Annotated in this window: 13 protein-coding genes and 1 tRNA gene; 4 read left to right on the forward strand and 10 right to left on the reverse strand. The window is 63.1% G+C overall.

The window, feature by feature from the left end; genetic code table 11:
* Positions 1 to 52: 52 nt before the first annotated feature.
* Positions 53 to 1,414 carry a prephenate-dependent tRNA uridine(34) hydroxylase TrhP gene (gene trhP / locus CSQ93_RS14265; protein ID WP_099378593.1) on the reverse strand — a complete coding sequence of 454 codons (1,362 nt, stop codon included), beginning with the start codon at positions 1,412 to 1,414 and terminating at the stop codon, positions 53 to 55.
* Positions 1,415 to 1,503: 89 nt separating this feature from the next.
* Positions 1,504 to 2,142 (reverse strand): TetR/AcrR family transcriptional regulator, encoded by a 639-nt coding sequence (locus CSQ93_RS14270; protein WP_099378594.1) that lies wholly within the window; start codon positions 2,140 to 2,142, stop codon positions 1,504 to 1,506.
* 105 nt (positions 2,143 to 2,247) lie between these two features.
* On the opposite strand from CSQ93_RS14270, the gene CSQ93_RS14275 reads away from it, so the two are divergent.
* Complete coding sequence (locus tag CSQ93_RS14275; RefSeq protein ID WP_099378595.1) at positions 2,248 to 3,456, forward strand: TCR/Tet family MFS transporter; 1,209 nt, start codon at positions 2,248 to 2,250, stop codon at positions 3,454 to 3,456.
* Here CSQ93_RS14275 and CSQ93_RS14280 read toward each other — a convergent pair.
* From CSQ93_RS14280 to CSQ93_RS14300, 4 genes are all read right to left on the reverse strand, one after another.
* The gene (locus CSQ93_RS14280) at positions 3,453 to 3,698 is read right to left on the reverse strand and encodes a DUF1059 domain-containing protein (RefSeq protein WP_099378596.1); all 246 of its coding nucleotides are present in this window, start codon (positions 3,696 to 3,698) and stop codon (positions 3,453 to 3,455) included. The two genes, CSQ93_RS14275 and CSQ93_RS14280, sit on opposite strands and share 4 nt — an antisense overlap.
* A gap of 66 nt (positions 3,699 to 3,764) precedes the next feature.
* A complete protein-coding gene (locus CSQ93_RS14285) occupies positions 3,765 to 6,119 on the reverse strand; it encodes an acyl-CoA dehydrogenase (protein ID WP_099378597.1) in 2,355 nt (784 codons plus the stop codon).
* A gap of 302 nt (positions 6,120 to 6,421) precedes the next feature.
* Positions 6,422 to 7,255: a hypothetical protein gene (locus tag CSQ93_RS28855; RefSeq protein WP_158301231.1), complete on the reverse strand. Its 834-nt coding sequence runs from the start codon at positions 7,253 to 7,255 to the stop codon at positions 6,422 to 6,424.
* Between the two features lie 328 nt (positions 7,256 to 7,583).
* Positions 7,584 to 7,659 (reverse strand) — tRNA-Phe (locus CSQ93_RS14300).
* A 119-nt stretch (positions 7,660 to 7,778) separates the two neighbouring features.
* On the opposite strand from CSQ93_RS14300, the gene CSQ93_RS14305 reads away from it, so the two are divergent.
* Positions 7,779 to 8,549 (forward strand): hypothetical protein, encoded by a 771-nt coding sequence (locus CSQ93_RS14305; protein WP_233516177.1) that lies wholly within the window; start codon positions 7,779 to 7,781, stop codon positions 8,547 to 8,549.
* Positions 8,550 to 8,569: 20 nt separating this feature from the next.
* Here CSQ93_RS14305 and CSQ93_RS14310 read toward each other — a convergent pair whose 3' ends face one another.
* Positions 8,570 to 9,010: a hypothetical protein gene (locus CSQ93_RS14310; protein WP_099378601.1), complete on the reverse strand. Its 441-nt coding sequence runs from the start codon at positions 9,008 to 9,010 to the stop codon at positions 8,570 to 8,572.
* A 208-nt stretch (positions 9,011 to 9,218) separates the two neighbouring features.
* Here CSQ93_RS14310 and CSQ93_RS14315 point away from each other — a divergent pair, with 208 nt between their 5' ends.
* Positions 9,219 to 10,214, forward strand: coding sequence for a cytochrome-c peroxidase (locus CSQ93_RS14315; RefSeq protein WP_099378602.1), 996 nt, complete (start codon positions 9,219 to 9,221; stop codon positions 10,212 to 10,214).
* 56 nt (positions 10,215 to 10,270) lie between these two features.
* Here the strand turns inward: CSQ93_RS14315 and CSQ93_RS14320 are convergent, their stop codons facing one another.
* The 3 genes from CSQ93_RS14320 to CSQ93_RS14330 all read right to left on the reverse strand — a co-directional run bounded on the left by CSQ93_RS14320 (position 10,271) and on the right by CSQ93_RS14330 (position 15,919).
* Positions 10,271 to 12,655, reverse strand: a complete 2,385-nt coding sequence (locus CSQ93_RS14320; protein WP_099378603.1) for a S9 family peptidase — start codon at positions 12,653 to 12,655, stop codon at positions 10,271 to 10,273.
* Between the two features lie 92 nt (positions 12,656 to 12,747).
* On the reverse strand, positions 12,748 to 14,997 hold the full coding sequence (locus CSQ93_RS29755) for a putative bifunctional diguanylate cyclase/phosphodiesterase (protein WP_324847122.1): 2,250 nt from the start codon (positions 14,995 to 14,997) through the stop codon (positions 12,748 to 12,750).
* Between the two features lie 94 nt (positions 14,998 to 15,091).
* A complete protein-coding gene (locus tag CSQ93_RS14330; RefSeq protein ID WP_099378605.1) occupies positions 15,092 to 15,919 on the reverse strand; it encodes a YggS family pyridoxal phosphate-dependent enzyme in 828 nt (275 codons plus the stop codon).
* A gap of 94 nt (positions 15,920 to 16,013) precedes the next feature.
* Between CSQ93_RS14330 and ptsJ the strand changes: the two genes are divergently transcribed.
* Positions 16,014 to 17,315, forward strand: a complete 1,302-nt coding sequence (gene ptsJ, locus CSQ93_RS14335; protein ID WP_099378642.1) for a MocR-like B6 salvage transcription factor PtsJ — start codon at positions 16,014 to 16,016, stop codon at positions 17,313 to 17,315.
* Positions 17,316 to 17,333 lie beyond the last annotated feature (18 nt).

Here is a 17,333-nt window from a genome sequence, read left to right on the forward strand (position 1 = left end):
TCAAATCAAACACTTGTGGACTGGTTTGCCGTTGCCGCCGCCAGACTGGCGGTTACAAATAGCGGGCCAGCAAGGCCTTGTCGAGGGCCCCGTCGAGTTCGATGCGCACGAAGTGGCCGCTGCCGGGCGCCACCTGGATTTCTTGGCCGTCGTCGCTGAGCATGCGTGTAATGGTGAAGTCGCGATTGCCGCCCGGATGCACGGCTTCGATGCGATCACCGACGGCGAAGCGGTTTTTCACGTCCACCCTGGCCCAGCCGTCCGTCACGCCCAGCACGTCGCCCACGTACTGGCTGCGGTCGGCCTCGGACGCGCCGCGCATGTAGTTCTGGTGCGCCTGGGTATGGTGGCGTTGATAGAAACCGTCCGTGTAGCCGCGGTTGGCCAGGCCTTGCAGCTGGCCCAGCAGGCCGATGTCGAAGGGGCGGCCCGCGACGGCATCATCGATGGCTTGGCGGTAGACTTGCGCCGTGCGCGCCGCGTAGTACAGCGACTTGGTGCGGCCCTCGACCTTCAGCGAATCGACGCCGATTTTCACCAGGCGCTCGATGTGCTCGACGGCGCGCAAGTCCTTCGAATTCATGATGTAGGTGCCGTGCTCGTCTTCGAGGATGGGCATCAGCTGGCCCGGGCGCTGGGCTTCTTCTATTAGGTATGGCTGGTCGGCCAGCGGGTGGCGCGGCTGCTGGTGCAGGGCGGAAAACGCGTTATTGTCGGCCTCGGCCAGCGCCTGATGGAATTCCAGCGGCACCACCTGCATGCCGCCCAGATCGCCGCTGGCGTCTTCGGATGCATTTTTCACCTTGTAATCCCAGCGGCAGGAATTCGTGCACGTGCCCTGATTCGGGTCGCGGTGATTGAAGTAGCCGGACAGCAGGCAGCGGCCCGAGTAGGCGATGCACAGGGCGCCGTGGACGAATACTTCCAGTTCCATTTCCGGGCAGCGCTGGCGGATTTCCTCGATCTCGTCGAGCGACAGTTCGCGCGACAGGATCACACGGGTCAAGCCCATGCGGTGCCAGAACTTCACGTCGGCCCAGTTGACGGCGTTCGCCTGCACCGACAGGTGCACGGGAATCTCCGGCCACTTGTCGCGCACCATCATGATCAGTCCGGGATCGGCCATGATCAGGGCATCCGGGCGCATGGCGATCACCGGTTCCATGTCGCGCAAATAGGTTTTCAGCTTGGCGTTGTGGGCGAAGATATTGCTGGCGACAAAGAACTGCTTGCCGCGCGCATGCGCGCCATCAATGCCCTCCTGCAAGGCTTGCAAGGTCGAAAAATCGTTATTGCGCACGCGCAAGCTGTAGCGCGGCTGGCCCGCGTAGACGGCGTCGGCGCCAAAATCGAAGGCGGCGTGCATCTTGGCCAGGGAGCCGGCAGGCAGGAGGAGTTCGGGAGCGTGGCGCATGGAGGAGGGGCAAAGCCGGCGATTGTAGGCGGGCTGGTGCTGTATTGCATTGCCTTGGGTCAAGGGATTCACATCCGGCGCCCATGTGTTCAGGCGTAAGGCGTGCCCGCCATGGCCGCGTTCAAGCCAGTATGCCCCTGGTCCACCAGGGCGAGAAAGCCGGCCTTGGCCAGCTGCGCGTCGCCATGCTGGCGGAAGGCGCGGTGGGCCTCGATGAGGGCGGTGCTCCAGGTGGCCAGCAGCAGGCTGGCCGCCAGGTGGGCGAGGGGATCGTTTGCATCGCGCCCCGTGGATTCCGTCAACGCTTGCGCGACGACTTGCGCCAGTTCGTCGCGGATGGCCCGCGCCCGCGCTTTCAGAGTGTCGCTGGCCTCGATGGTGGCGATGAAACCCTGGCCAGCGGCGGAAAACGTGATGTAGGGGCTGTCTTCCAGTGCCAGCCGGTGCGCCAGCAGGCGCAGGGTTTCGATGGACGCGATGGCGGGATCGCGCTGGCGCAGCGCGGCGCGCAGCAGCTCACGCCCCTCTTCCTCGCGATCGAAGAACATGTCTTCCTTGCGCGGGAAATGGTTGAACACGGTCATGCGTCCCACGCTGGCGGCTGCCGCGATCTCGTCCACCGTCACCTGCTCGAAGCCGCGCACGAAGAACAGGCGCGTGGCGGCATTCGAAATGGCTTGCCGGGTAGCAAGGCGTTTGCGGGAGCGGAGGTCGGCAGGTATCGTCATGTTGCCCCGATCATACACGAAGTGTACTGAGTACAGATAACGCTTGATGGCGCGGCAAGGCTGGGCGTACTATTTATGTACTGAGTACATATTTGGATTGAGTATATGAAAGTATCCGTTCCCGTGGCAGCGCTGCCCGTCATTTTTGCCACTGTCATGCTCGACGCCGTCGGCATCGGCCTGATCTTCCCCATCCTGCCGGCACTGCTGCGGCACGTCACCCATGCCGATAACGTGGCGCCGTATATCGGCATCATGACGGCCCTGTATGCGTTGATGCAGTTCATCTTTGCACCCGTGCTGGGGGCGCTAAGCGACCGCCTGGGGCGGCGTCCCGTGCTGCTCGTTTCGTTGGCGGGCGCCGCCGTCAATTATCTGTTCCTGGCGTTTGCGCCCAGCCTGTGGATGCTGCTGCTGGGGCGCGCCATCGCCGGACTGACGAGTGCCAACGTTTCCGTGGCGACGGCCTACATCACCGATATTTCGGCCGAGAACCAGCGGGCGCGCCGTTTTGGCCTGTTGAACGCCATGTTTGGCGCGGGCTTCATCATCGGCCCCGTGCTGGGCGGCGCGCTCGGCGATTACGGGCTGCGCCTGCCGTTCATGGCGGCAGCCGTCTTGAATACGGGCAACTTGCTGCTGGCGTTGTTGATCTTGCCCGAATCACGTCGGCCCACGCGAGGGAAAATCGACCTGGCGGCATTGAATCCCCTGCGCCCGCTGCGCTGGGTTTTCTCGGAGAAAAGCTTGCTGCCGATCACTGTCATCTTCTTTACCTTCAGCGCGGCCGGCGAAGTGTATGGCGTGTGCTGGGCGCTGTGGGGGCACGATGCGTTCGCGTGGAACGGGCTGTGGATCGGCCTGTCGCTGGGCGCCTTTGGCGTGTGCCAGGCGCTGGCCCAGGCATTTCTGCCGGGCCCGGCCGTGAGACTGCTGGGCGAACGCGCCACCATCCTGGCAGGCGTCGCCTGCGCCTGCGTCGCGCTGGTCGTCATGGCGTTTGCCAGCCGCAGCTGGATGATCTTCGCCATCATGCCCGTGTTTGCCCTGGGCGGCATTGGCGCGCCGGCCTTGCAGTCGCTGGCCACGCGGCAAGTGGCCGACGACCGGCAGGGCCAGTTCCAGGGCGTGCTGGCCTCGTCCGTGAGCCTGGCGTCCGTGCTGTGTCCGCTGGTGTTTTCCAGCATGTATTTTGTGTTCAGGGAACACTGGCCCGGCGCCATCTGGCTGTCAGTGCTTGTCGTGTACGCGGCGCTGGTGCCGCTCGTGCTGGGCTTGCGCTTGCACAAACCGGCGCAAGCCCTGGCAGGTTAGTGTGCGTGCGAGGTTCCGCTGCTGCCGGCCTGCCCCGTCATGGGCAGGTGTTCAGGCGGCATGCCGTCCTTGAACAGCTGACGCAGCTGCTGGCGCAGCTCCGGCGTGTCGTGGTGATGGTGTACCGAGACCGCGTGTTCCACGGCAATACCCAATAGCTCTTCCTCGCTGTCGGCCGAGATGGCCACCGAGCAATGTGTGTCGCTTGGAAATTCCCGGCAATCGATGAATTTGCGCGTCATGATCGACTCCTTTCTGCAAAGAGCGGGCACCGCGCCCGCTCCATTCAGTATAGGTCGCAAATTCGCCTAGGCGGCGCGGCTGCTGATATCGGCCTCGTGCACCGGCAAGTGTGTTGGCTGCGCCGTCTCGGCCGGAAAGTCGTCGACCTGTATCAAGCCATCGACCAGGCGCGCAACTTCCAGCAAGGTATTGTGCTCCTGGCAACTGACCAAGCTTGCTGCCTTGGCTATTGCCAGCCACTGCTGCATGGCGGACAGGCTTTGCGGCAGGTGCCGCAGGGCTGCGCCTGCGGGCGTGTCTTTCAAGCGTTTTTCGATGTGCAGGACGTCGGGGAGCATGGCCAGCGCCCGCTCGGCGCAGGCCACGGGGTCTGTGTTGTCGTTGGCCACATAACCGTCGGCCAGCAGGCGCTCGCGGTCGGCGCCTGGCGTTTGCAGGGCCAGCGCCACTTCACTGCCCAGTTCGTCGGACGGCGGACGGTGGGGAAGGCCAAACGGGAACAGCAGGGTGCGCAGCAGCATGGCCAGCACGCGCGCGGGGAAATTGTCGAGCACGCCCGTCAGACCCTGCTGGGCCTTGACCAGCGCATCCTGCAGCGACCAGTGCACATAGGGCAGGTCGGCTTCGAGCCGGCCATCGTCCTCGTAGCGTTTCAGCACGGATGAAGCCAGATAGAGTTGCGCCAGCACGTCGCCCAGCCGGGCGGACAGCCGCTCGCGGCGCTTGAGCTCGCCGCCGAGCACGAACATCGACATATCCGTCATGACGGCAAACGCCGTCGACAGCCGCGTCAACGCGCGGTAGTAGGGCGCCAGTGCGGGCGCGCCGGCGTCGGGCGCGGCTGCCAGGCGCGCGCCGCCCAGTCCGTACCACATCCCCCTGGCCAAGTTGCCCAGCACAAAGCCCACGTGGCCAAAGAAGGCTGCATCGAAATCGCGCAGGGCCTTGCGGCCGTCGCTTTCGCTGACGGCGGCCATTTCCCTGAGCACATACGGATGCGCGCGGATGGCGCCCTGGCCAAAGATGATCAGGCTGCGCGTGAGGATGTTCGCGCCTTCGACCGTGATCGCGATGGGGATTTGCTGGTAGGCACTGGCGAGGAAATTGTTCGGTCCCACGCAGATGCCCTTGCCGCCGAGAATGTCCATGCCATCATTGACAAGCGCGCGGCCCCGTTCCGTGACGTGGTATTTGACGATGGCGGAAATGACGGCCGGCTTCTCTCCCAGGTCGACGGCGTGCGCGGCCAGGGTGCGGGCCGCGTCCATCAGATACAGGTTGGCGCCCATGCGGGCCAGCGCTTCCTGCACCCCTTCGAACTTGCCGATAGCCATGTTGAACTGGCGCCGCACGGCCGCATACGCGCCGGTGCCGCGCACGGCCATCTTGCCCATGCCCACGCTGGACGACGGCAGCGAAATGGCGCGCCCGGCCGCCAGGCATTCCATCAGCATGCGCCATCCTTTGCCCACTTGCGCCTGGCCGCCGATGACCCAGTCGATGGGGATGAAGACATCGTTGCCGGACGTGGGGCCATTCTGGAAGGCGGCGTTCAAGGGATGATGGCGGCGGCCGATCACCACGCCATCGTGGCTGGCGGGGATCAGGGCACAGGTGATGCCGGGCGCGTCGTTGTCTGAGAGCAAGTGGTCGGGATCGCTGGTCTGGAATGCCAGGCCCAGCAAGGTCGCGACGGGCGCCAGTGTGATGTAGCGCTTGTTCCAGCTGAGGCGAAAGCCCAGGGTGGGGCGTTCCTCATGCATGCCCATGCACACGACGCCCAGGTCGGGAATGGCGGCCGCGTCGGAACCCGCATACGGGCTGGTCAGGGCAAAGCAGGGAATCTCCGTGCCGGCAGCCAATCTCGGCAGATAATGGTTTTTCTGTTCTTCGGTGCCGTAGTGCAATAACAGCTCGGCCGGTCCCAGCGAATTGGGCACCATCACGGTCACGGCCAGCGCCGAGCAGCGGCTCGACAGCTTCATCACCACTTGGGAATGCATGTAGGCGGAGAATTGCTTGCCGCCGTATTGCTTGGGGATGATCATGCCGAGGAAACCCTGGCTTTTCATGTAGTCCCAGGCTTGCGGCGGTAAATCCTGCGCCTGCTGCGTTTCCCAGTCATTGACCAGTTCGCACAGCCGCTCGACGTCGTGCTCGAGAAAGTGGCGCTCTTCGGTGGTGAGCGTGGCGCGGCCATACGCCAGCAATTTTGTCCAGTCGGGTCTGCCGGAAAACAGGTCCGCATCCCACCACGTGGTGCCCGCCTCGAGCGCGTCGCGTTCCGTGTCGGACATGGTTGGCAAGATTCGCTTGAACAAGGCCAGCAAATGGGGCGTAATCAGGGCGCGGCGCACGGGGCCGGGCGCGAACAGTAGAACCAGGCCCAGCAGGGCCACCATCAGTATGATCGTCAGCATGCGATATCTCCCTGTGTAATGAGGACAGGGTAGGCCGATATGGCCGATGTTACTGTGCGGTACAGCGCATAGGGCGCAGCACGGCAGTTCACTTTACACCGCCGAAACTAAAAAGCAAACAAACAAAATGGTTGTTTTTTTATACTTATCGATAAATTTTTGTTGGCACGGGGGCAAAATCGAATCATCTAACAAGGGTTGTTCAGATTGAGGTTTAGAAGTGAGCTAGCGCTTGAATATTAGCTGAGGAGTGTCCTGATTTTAAACCGATCAAATGCAACACTCCTCCAGACCTTGCTGAATTATTTTTCAGGAAGTATTTCATCGATGCGAATAATAGTTAATGAATCTGCGAATGCTGAGAGTCCGAAATTTTTGGGCCCTGTTTGACCGAAAGCATCCTGAGCATGGTTATCATTTTCTTTCATCATTAACAAAAGTTCGGATACCTGTTTCACACTTTCGTCAGGAGATGTCTGCTTCAATTGGCCGACGACTCTCTCGGCAAACTGTTGTGGATTTATCGCTTTCCCTTCAACGGGCTCGCTGCACCAAATAGGCTGAGATTGCGTGTTGTCGAAGTAAATATAGTGCTTGCTGTTATCTGAAAAATCTGATGGACACGAACTTAAATCAACCAAGCGAAGCCCATCAAGATCTACGTTTACCTCATACAGCGCTGCTTTCTCAAAGATCATTGGGCAGGCGTAATAGACCATTGCCCCTTGATTTTGATTTAAATTGTATAGCAACTCGTGCTGTGAAAACCCAGTGTTATCGTTCTTTGTTGTATCCAAGGTTGCCCGATAATGGGGCCTACTTTTAATTTGTGGAGGTGTTTTCTTTTGACGTCTCTGAAGTTCGGCTACGACCTTAAATTGAAGAAAATAGGCAAGAAAACGGCTAGACAGTTTGTACCCATTTTGCATTGCACTGGATTTAAGCTGATCGAAAAATTCTTTGTCTGTAAGTTCGGTCTTTGCAAACGCTTGATCAAAACCCAAGAAAACTTCATGCTGAGGCGAATATTTAAAAAAATTAAAATTGCCGGTTGGGCCAAGGCCGTAGGTTTCCCGAATTAAATCTATCAATGGCCGATGATAGTGCATTTCCAGAACAGTTTCGTTAATAGACATGATCCCTCACAGATTTTCGCATAACAACAGATTGCCTAGAGTAACATGTTGCCATGGGGAAGATATAGATTTTTACCGGCATCGCACGATCATTTGAACACTGCAAAGGCGGCATAGCCGTTTCTGGATAATTAAGAAGAGGTGCTGTTTGGATATGGAAGTGCTGAATTATTCGATCCATGAAAATTTCAGCCCAAGGCACATCAGTTGAAACTCGGGTGGGGGAATAACTACGCGAACGGTTGGATGATTTGGCCTGCTTGAGGTGGGAGGGGCAGAACGCAAAAACGCCAACCTGTATGGGTTGGCGTTCTCTTTGAAGTATTCTTGGTGGCCCGGGGCGGAATCGAACCACCGACACAAGGATTTTCAATCCTCTGCTCTACCGACTGAGCTACCAGGCCAAGGCGGCGAATTATAGCAGAAAGACTTTCCACCTGACCAGAGCTGGCTGTGTTCAAATGCAACAGATGGCCAAAACATGGTGTTTTGGCATCCTTGTATGACCTGAAGGGATGTGGCGATGCAGCGACGTATTGGAGTGCAGGGCCTGGCGGTGGCGGGCTTGTTCAGTTTGTTGTGCGGCGCGGCGCGGGCCGATGGGCTGGCCGAATTGAACGCGGCGCTGGCGCGCTTGCAGGGGCAGATGCCGATCAAGGCGCAGGTCGAATCGAAATCCTGGCGCCGCGAGGGCGAGGGCAAGGCGGCGGAAGAGGATAGCGGCCAGGCCACGGTGGCGGTCGAGGGCGGGTCGGCGGGCTTGCAGGTGCTTTACGGCAAGGACTTGCTGGCGAAAGTGGAGGCCGAGCAGCGCGCCAGGGTGAAGGATCCGAAGGTCAAGACGCCGATCGGCTTTGCGCTGGGGGAAATGAAGGCGACGGAGCTGCGTTCCATGGTGTCGGCGGCGGACTCCTTGTCGCGCGAGATCGAGGAAGCCGTGTTCAGCGGCGAAAAAATGGATAGTTACAAGGGCAAGCCGGCGCGGCTGCTCAGCTTTACCTTGTCGCTCGATAAAGTGCCTGAGAAAGACCGCAAGTATGTGAAGAAGTTCGAAGGCGGCCTCGAGGTGTGGATCGCCGCGGACGGCACGCCGCTGGCCAGCCATTTCCATGTGGATGTGAGCGGGCGCGCCTTTGTCGTCATCAGCTTTACGCAAAAGACGGACGAGACGCGCCAGTATGGCGTCAGCGGCGACCATTTATTGTTGCTGCGCAAGGAGAGCAAGAATGCCATGTCGGGCGCGGGCGAGAAAGTGGAAAGCAAGATCGTCAAGACCTTGCAGCTGCAGCCCTGACGTGTTGCAGTAGCACTCGATTACATGGCGGCGCTGCCGCCCAGGCCGCCCTTTTGCAGCACGCAGCGCCCTGCTTCGCAGGTGGCGCCCGGGTCCGTGACGATGGAGCAGGTCGACATCATGCCGTCCGCCTGCTGCTGCTTGCGGCTGGCCTCGGCTTGCGCCTGGGCCAGTGCCTTGAGTTTCTTCCCGTCATTGCCCTTGCTGGACCAGGCCAGGTAGCGCTCGGGGCCGCCGCAAGCCTTGGCGCCGATGGCGATGGTTTGGCATTGCTGGGTGGAATCGCAGGCGGCGGCGCCCACTTCCGCCTGGATTTGCGCCAGCAAGCCGGCATTGCCGGGGGCGGGCGGCGCATCATCTTGCGTGGGGGCGCTGCCGCAGGCGCTGGCGGCCAGCAGCAGGAAGCTGGCGCACGCGGCGCGCAGCAGTGGCAACAGGGTGGAGTAGGTAGGTGTGTGCATGCCTTTATCATGTTCCAGGCTTGCGTAAATGGCAAGCGCGATTCGCACTTGGCCAGAACCTTGATCCCGGTCATTTCCATTGTCAACCCGTCAAAGTTAATATAAATCAACATCCAACCAGCGATGTACGGGTGGCAACCGGGCCGGTGCGCTGCATTCCCGCGCCGGCGCGCGCCGCCGATTCGGGAATGTTTCCAGGAGTTAGACTATGCGCCGCACCCTCTCACCCTTCCTCTTCATCACCAGCCTGGCTTTTGGCGGCGTCCTGCATGCCGCGGAAAAGGAGCCGATCCAGCCCATTACTGCCGCCAAGGTGGCCAATCCGGCCATGGTCGAGCTGGGCAAGAAGCTGTTTTTCGATCCGCGCCTGTCGCGCTCGGGCTTTATTTCCTGCAACAGCTGTCACAACCTGAGCATGGGCGGGACGGACAATATCAAGACCTCGATCGGGCACAACTGGCAGCGGGGGCCCATCAATTCCCCCACGGTGCTCAATTCCAGCATGAACGTGGCGCAATTCTGGGATGGCCGCGCCAAGGATTTGCAGGAGCAGGCGGGCGGCCCCATCGCCAATCCCGGCGAGATGGCTTTTACGCACGAGTTGGCCATCGACGTGCTGGCCTCGATTCCCGCCTACCGCGCGGGGTTCCGGCAAGTGTTTGGCCAGGATAAATTGACCATCGAGCAAGTCACGCGCGCCATCGCTGCTTTTGAAGAAGTGCTGGTGACGCCCGGTTCCCGCTTCGATCAATGGCTGTCGGGCAAGAAAAGCGCGTTGACGAAAGACGAGCTGGCCGGCTATCAGCTGTTCAAATCGAGCGGCTGCATCGCCTGTCATAACGGCCCCGCCGTGGGCGGCAACACCTTCCAGAAGATGGGTGTCGTCGAGCCGTACAAGACGGCGATGACGGCGCAGGGACGCTCGGCCGTGACGGGCAAGGATGCGGACCGTTTCAATTTCAAGGTGCCGACCCTGCGCAACGTCGAGCTGACGTATCCTTATTTCCACGATGGCGAAGCGGCAACCCTGACGCAAGCCGTCGACGTGATGGGGCGCTTGCAGCTGGGCCGCACCTTTACGCCCGATGAAAACGCGAAACTGGTGGCCTTCCTGAAAACCCTGACGGGCAAGCAGCCGCACCTCGTGCTGCCGATCTTGCCGCCATCGAGCGACACGACGCCGCGGCCGGTACCGTTTGACTGACGTCAAGGTAAGCAGCCGGGCATAAAAAATGCCCGCATAACAGCGGGCATCCCGGCTTATTTCAGCGTGCGCTGGAATAATTGGTAAATCCTGCGGTACTCGTCATACCACGCTTCCGGCTGCACGAAGCCGTGGCGCTCCATCGGGTAGCTGGCCATTTCCCAGTTATCCTTTTTCAGTTCGATCAAGCGCTGGGATAGGCGCACGGAATCCTGGTAAAACACGTTGTCGTCGATCATGCCATGGGCGATCAGGAGGTTGCCCGTCAGTTTGTCCGCGTATTCGATCGGTGACGAAATCTTATACGCTTGCGGGTCGACGTCCGGCGTGTTCAGGATATTTGCCGTGTATTCGTGGTTGTAGGTGGTCCAGTCCGTCACGGGACGCAGCGCGGCGCCCGATTTGAAGATGTCCGGTGCACGCATCAGGGCCATCAGGCTCATGAAGCCGCCATAGCTGCCGCCATAGATGCCCACGTTCCGGATGTCGCCCTGGTGCTGCTGCGCCAGCCAGTTGGCGCCGTCGATGAAATCTTCCAGTTCCGGGTGGCCCATCTGGCGGTAAATGGCCGTGCGCCAGGCGCTGCCGTAGCCGAGCGAGGCGCGGTAGTCGACGTCGAGCACGATGTAACCCTGCTCCACCAGCAGGTTGTGGAACATCTGTTCGCGGAAATACACGGGATAGCGCTCGGTGACATTCTGCAGGTAGCCGGCGCCGTGCGCGAACATGACGATCGGATAGCGCTTGCCCGCTTCCAGCTGTGCCGGCCGGTACAACTTGGCCCAGATGGGCGCCGCACCATGCGTGGACGGCACTTGCACCAGTTCCGGCATGACCCAGTTGCGTGCCTTGAAGGCGTCGCTGCGCGTATCCGTCAGGACAGTCGCCTTGCCGCCCGTAACGGAAACGGTCGCCAGCTGGGCCGGCATATAGCTGGTCGAATAGCGCAGCAGCAGTTTGCCGTTATCGGGCGACAGGCCGAAGTTTTCCACGCCTTTCAAACTGCTGACTTCGCGCGCGCCGCCCTCTTTGGCCGTACTGGCGCACACTTCATACGTGCCGGGCGCCTGCCGGTTGCACATGAAATAGGCATGCTTGCCGTCGCGGCTCCATTCGACGGCGCTCACTTCCCACTGGCCGCTGGTCAAGGCGCGCGCCGGGGCCGCACCCGTTTTCGTGTACAGGTGGGCGTAGCCGCTTTCCTCGGACAGATACCACAAGGTGGCGTTGTCGGGCAGCCAGCCGAATTCGTCGGCGCGGCGGTTGACCCAGGCCGTATCGCTGATGCGGTGCACGGGCAGCAGGGCGCCGTTGGCCAGGTCGACGTTGGCGAGCCAGCCGTCCTTGTTGTCGATGGCGCGGATGCGCACGGCTACGCGCGAACCGTCATCGGTCCAGGCGATGCCGTCGCGCTGGGCGTCGATGCGCACGGCACGGTTGCCTTTCAGCAGCGGCAGCTTCTGTTCGGCGCGCAGGACGGCGAGCGGGTCGGTGGCGATGCCGGGCAGGCTGTCAAAAGCGATGTCGCGCACCTGGCCCGTGCGCAGGTCGGCCAGTTTCAGATTTTGCGCAATCGGCATGTTGCGGCCCACGCGCGTGCGCTCGTCGTCCACGTCAGGGTAGCCCGTTTCCGTGACATAGCGGGCAAGCTTGCCCAGCTTGCCCTTTTCGGCGGCCTTGTCTTGCGTGACGAACAGCAGCCAGCGGCCGTCCGGCGACAGGGCGCTGCCGGAAATCGTCACTTTATCGCCCAGGTAGATCGGTTCCGGCGCGCGCGTGGCATCCAGGCGGCGCTCTTCATGGCGGCGTTCGCGGCTGGCGTCGCGGTCTTCTTTCTGGCGCGCCAGGTTGACGATCAGGCGCAGCTGCAGTTCGCGCAGGGCGTCCGCTTCCGGCTTGGCGTCCGGGTCCTTGGCCGCGCGCAGCAGGGCGACGGGAGCACTCAGGCGCTCCGCGCGGCTCCAGCTGAACCAGTCGCTGCCGCTGCGGTATTGCACGGCGCCTCCGTCGGCGGAATATTGCGGGTCGCTGATGGCGGAGACGCCGCGCGTGATTTGCGTCAAGGTGCCGTTTTTCAGGTCGCGCTCGAACAAGTCGCCGTTGCGCAGCAGGATGGCACGCGTGCCGGCCCGGTTGACGACCATTTGCTGGCCATCGAGGTTGGCCAGCTGCGCATCGTCGACCTTCTTGCCGCTATTGAGTTTGGCGTTCGCGCCTGGCAATTGATACGTGTCGCGCAGGGGCGAGCCGAGGCGTTTTTGCTTGTAGTAGAGCTGGCCATTCCAGCCCCACCATGCCGCTTCGACGGGTGTGCCGATCCAGTCGGGATCGGCCATGGCCTGGTCCAGCGTGATCGGCGTGGGGGCGGTGGTGGTGGGGGCCGCATGGGCGGCGGGCAGCAGAGAGAGCAGCAGCGGCAGCAGGGGAAGAACCAGACGCATCGGGGATCACTTTAATCAAAGGGGATGGTGAAGGTACAGGCTAAGAGGCCGGTATTCTAGCGGAGGAGTTGCGTGCAGGAAATGCCGTAAAGCTAACGCCGTTCGGCCAGCCACGTCATGAAGTCGGGCAAGGGCATGGGCCGCGCATACAGGTAGCCCTGCAAGCCGTCGCAATCGTGGGCGAGCAGGAAATCGGCCTGCTCCTGCGTTTCCACGCCTTCGGCCACGACGCGCAAGCCCAGGTGGCGCGCCATGGCCAGGATCGCTTGCACGATGGCCGTGTCGCGCGCATCGCGCGGCGTGTCGTCGATGAAGCGCTTGTCGATTTTGAGTTCGTACAGCGGCATCGAGGTCAGGTAGGCGAGGCTGGAATAGCCGGTGCCGAAATCGTCGATGGAAAAGCGGATGCCCAGGCCCGCCAGTTCGCGCATGCGCGCCAGCGAGGCGTCGCGCTGGTCGATCAGCAAGCCTTCCGTCAGTTCCAGGATCAGGGCGCCGGCCGGCGTGCCGTGTTCGGCCAGCGCCGCCTGCACGCGGGCGGCGAAATCGGGCTGGCGAAACTGGGCCGGACTCACATTTACCGACAGGGCGACGGGCTGCCCGGCCTGCGCCAGCATGGTCGCCGCGCGGCATGCTTCGCGCAGGGCCCAGTGCCCGAGCCTGACGATCAGTCCCGATTCCTCGGCGATGGGAATGAAGATGCCGGGCGCGATGTACGTGCCGTCCGCCTGCGGCCAGCGCATCAGCAATTCGGCGCCCGTCACCCGGCCGTGGCGGTCGACCTGCGGCTGCACGTGCATGCATAATTCATTGGCAGCGAGGGCGCGCGCCAGTGTCCGTTCCAGGGTCAGGCGGCGCTCCACGCCCGCCTGCATGGCCGCTTCAAAGAAGGCGATGCCGTTGCGTCCTTCCGCCTTGGCGCGGTACATGGCGATGTCCGCTTCGCGCAGCAGGTCGTGCGCCTGCTGGCCCGCTTTCGGCAGCAAGGTCACGCCGATGCTGGCGCTGCAATGATAGGACTGCCCCTCGATATCGAAGTCGCGCGCGATGGCGGCGCGGATTTTCTCGGCCACCTGGGCGGCCGCGCGGGCGGCGCTGTCCAGGTCATCGGCCAGGTGGGCCAGCAGCACGACGAATTCGTCGCCGCCGATGCGCGCCACCGTGTCGGCCTTGCGCATCAGCTGCGCCAGCCGTTCGCCCGCCAGGCGCAGCAGCGCGTCGCCGGTGGCGTGGCCGCGCGCGTCGTTGATGTGCTTGAAATGGTCGAGGTCGATGAACATCAGCGCGCTGATCGTATGGTCGCGCGGCGCGGCGGCCAGCAGGTGAGCGATGCGGTCCATCAGCAGGCGCCGGTTGGGCAGGCCCGTCAGCACGTCGTAGAAGGCCAGGCGGTGGATGTCCGCTTCCGATTTCTTGCGCTCGTCGATTTCGCGCTCGACGGCCACCCAGTGCGTCTGCTTGCCGTCCGCATCCGTGAACGGCACCAGCTCCGCTTCCACCCAGTAGGCCTTGCCGGCCTTGTTGTAGTTCAGCAATTCCGCCCTGGCCGGCTGGGCCTGGGCCATGGCGGCGGCGATGCGCGCCAGTTCGTCCGTATCGGTGGCGGGGCCTTGCTGGAACAGCAGGCTGCGGCCCAGCACCTCGGCGCGCGCATAGCCGCTGCTGCGCTCGAAGGCGTCGTTGACGAAGATGATGCGCGTGGCCGGTGCCGCGCCGGTGGGGGCATCGGCCACTTCGGCGATCATCACCATGTCGTTCAGGCGGGCCAGCGCCGTGGCCGTCAAGCGCAGGTCGGCGTTCAGCTGCGACAGGGCCTGGCTGCTGTGTTCCAGGTGGCGCAGCAGGAAGGCGCAGGACAGGGTCAGCACGGCGGCGATGAACAGGAAGTTCATGGCCACGATCAGCGCCCGCAGCACCGGGGAGTCGGGCACGCCCTGCACGTGCAGCGCGACGTCGGGATGCAGGCCGAGGACAAAGATGGTCAGCGAAGTCAGGGCCAGGGTCGACAAGGCGGGCCGCATCCCCAGCAGCAGGGCCGCCAGCACGGGCATGAGCATCATGTAGATCTGGCTGACGGGGCCGATTTTCAGCAGCAGGCCCACGCCCACCAGGTAGGCGACGATGAGGAATTGCCACACGCGCCAGCGGTAGGGCATGGCGCGCCAATGCCAGATGACGCCGATCCAGCCGATGGCCAGCACGTCGAGGATGACTATGGACCAGATAGCTTCGCGCGCGGCCAGCAGGGCGCTGGGGATGGCAGTGACGATGCCCAGCAGCAGCACCACCTGCAACAGGCGCGCAAAAATCTGTCCGCGCCAGTGCGCGAGATCGTTTGACACGGCCACGCTGCCGTCCTTTCCCCAGGGAGCTGTGCTGCCGAGCTGAGCAGTATGGTAAAAATATTACGCGGTATCTTTCTGCATGTCATCTTGATCATTCGGCATGATTGACTGCGCGACCACCTTCCGCTGCCGGCCAGTAGTGGCTATCCGGCGTGTCCCGCGCGCCGAAGATGGCCTGGCCGACCCGCACGACGGTGGCGCCTTCCTCGATGGCGATTTCATAATCGCCGGACATGCCCATCGACAGTTCGTCGAGCCTGACGCCATCGGGGATCTCCTGGCGCAGCCGGTCGCGCAATTCGCGCAGCAGCACGAAGCAGCGGCGCACGCGCACGGCTTCCGCCGACAACAGGGCCAGGGTCATGAGTCCGCGCACCCGCAGCGCCGGGAAGGCGGGCAGCTGGCGCAGGAAAGCGGCCACCTCGTCCGGTGGCAAACCGTATTTTCTCGCTTCTCCCGAAGTGTTCACTTGCACGAACACATCGAGCCCGCGCCCTTTCGCTTGCAGGCGCCGTTCCAGCGCCTCGGCCACGCGCAGGCTGTCGAGCGCCTGGAATTCGCTGGCAAAGCGCGCCACCAGCTTGACCTTGTTGGTCTGCAAATGGCCGATCACCGACCATTGCAGGTCGGCCAGGTCCGCCATCGCTTCCCATTTGTGGCCCGCTTCCTGCGGCTTGTTTTCTCCCAGCAGGCGGCAACCGGCGGCATAGGCCAGGCGCAGGCTCGCCTCGGGCTTGGTCTTGCTGACGGGCAGCAGGCGCACGCGGGCCGGATCGCGCCCGACCCGCTCGCATGCGGCCGCCATGCGCGCATGCACTGCCGCCAGATTACGGCGGAAGTCGTCCACCGACACGGCTTGCGGCCAACGCCCATGCCGCTCATGCATGGTGGGTGTGAGCAGGGGAGTGTCGTTGTGCATGTGTCAGCCTTGTATTCGCCTTTTATTAGCGGCAGGAGTCGCCGCAGTGATATATTATTGTCCTATGCCAAAATATATCATGTCTGAGACTATCGTGAAAATCACAGGGAAAACCGCGGCGGAACTGTTCGACAGCATCCGCGCGCTGACGCAGGCGGGAGAATTGGCGCCGGGCCAGGAGCTGCCCACCGTGCGCGAGCTGGCCGCCGCCTTGGGCGTCAACCGCAATACCGTGTCGCTGGGGTACCAGCGCCTGGTGACGGCCGGGCTCGCGGTCACGCAAGGGCGCCTGGGCACGGCCATCCGCGCGCAGCGCGATCCGGGCGAGCAGGAAGGCTTGCTGCCCGGCTCGCCGTTGGCCGACTTGGGTGGCGGCAACCCGAACCTTGCCTGGCTGCCCGATGTCGGCGCGGCCCTGGCGCGCAAGCCCTACCGCCCGCGCCTGTATGGCGAAGCTACCGTGGATCCGCAGCTGGAAGTGCTGGCGCGGCGCTGGATGGCCGGCGATTGCCCCGAGGGCCACGACATCACCCTGACGAATGGGGCGGTGGACGCGGTCGAGCGCCTCTTGGGGGCGTATCTGGTCGCGGGCGACAAGGTGGCCGTGGAAGACCCATGTTTCATCAGCAGCATCAACACCTTGCGCAGCGCCGGGCTGCACGCTGTTGGCGTGGCGGTCGATGCCGAAGGCATGCAGGCCGGGGCGCTGGAACGGGCGCTGGCGCAAGGCGCGCAAGCCGTCATCGTGACGCCGCGCGCGCACAATCCGACCGGCTGCAGCCTGAGCGCGGCGCGCGCGGCCCAGCTGCGCGCCGTGCTGGCCGATCACCCGCACGTGCTGGTGATCGTCGACGACCATTTCTCGCTGCTGTCCGTCGCCGGCTACCAGGATGTGATCCCGCCTGCGGCCCGGCGCTGGGCGCTGATCCGTTCAGTGTCGAAGATCTTCGGCCCCGACCTGCGCCTGGCCGTTGTCGCCAGCGACGGGCCGACGGCCCAGCGCCTGCGTCTGCGCCTGGCGCCCGGCACGAACTGGGTCAGCCATCTCTTGCAGGATGCCGTGAGCGCCTGCCTGTCGTCGCCCGACGTGTCCGCGCAAGTGGTCCTGGCCCGCGCCGACTATGCGCGCCGCCGCGACATGATGGCGGCGGCGCTGGCGGCGCACGGCCTGGTCTGCGCCAGTCCCGCCGATGGCCTGAACCTGTGGCTGCCACTGCCGGATAGCGGCCAGGCGGCCGTGCTGGCGCTGGCCCGGCATGGCTGGCTGGTGCGCGGCGGCGAAGCCTTCGGCGTGCAGGTGTTGACGCAGGGATTGCGGATCACCGTGTCGACCATCGATGAAGCTGGCGCGCAGGCGTTCGCCGCGGTGCTGGCCCAGGTGCTGGGCCAGCCATAGTTTTTTAATTCCTCGCCA

The sequence above is a fragment of the Janthinobacterium sp. BJB426 genome (genome assembly GCF_002735705.1).
Lineage (GTDB): Bacteria > Pseudomonadota > Gammaproteobacteria > Burkholderiales > Burkholderiaceae_D > Janthinobacterium.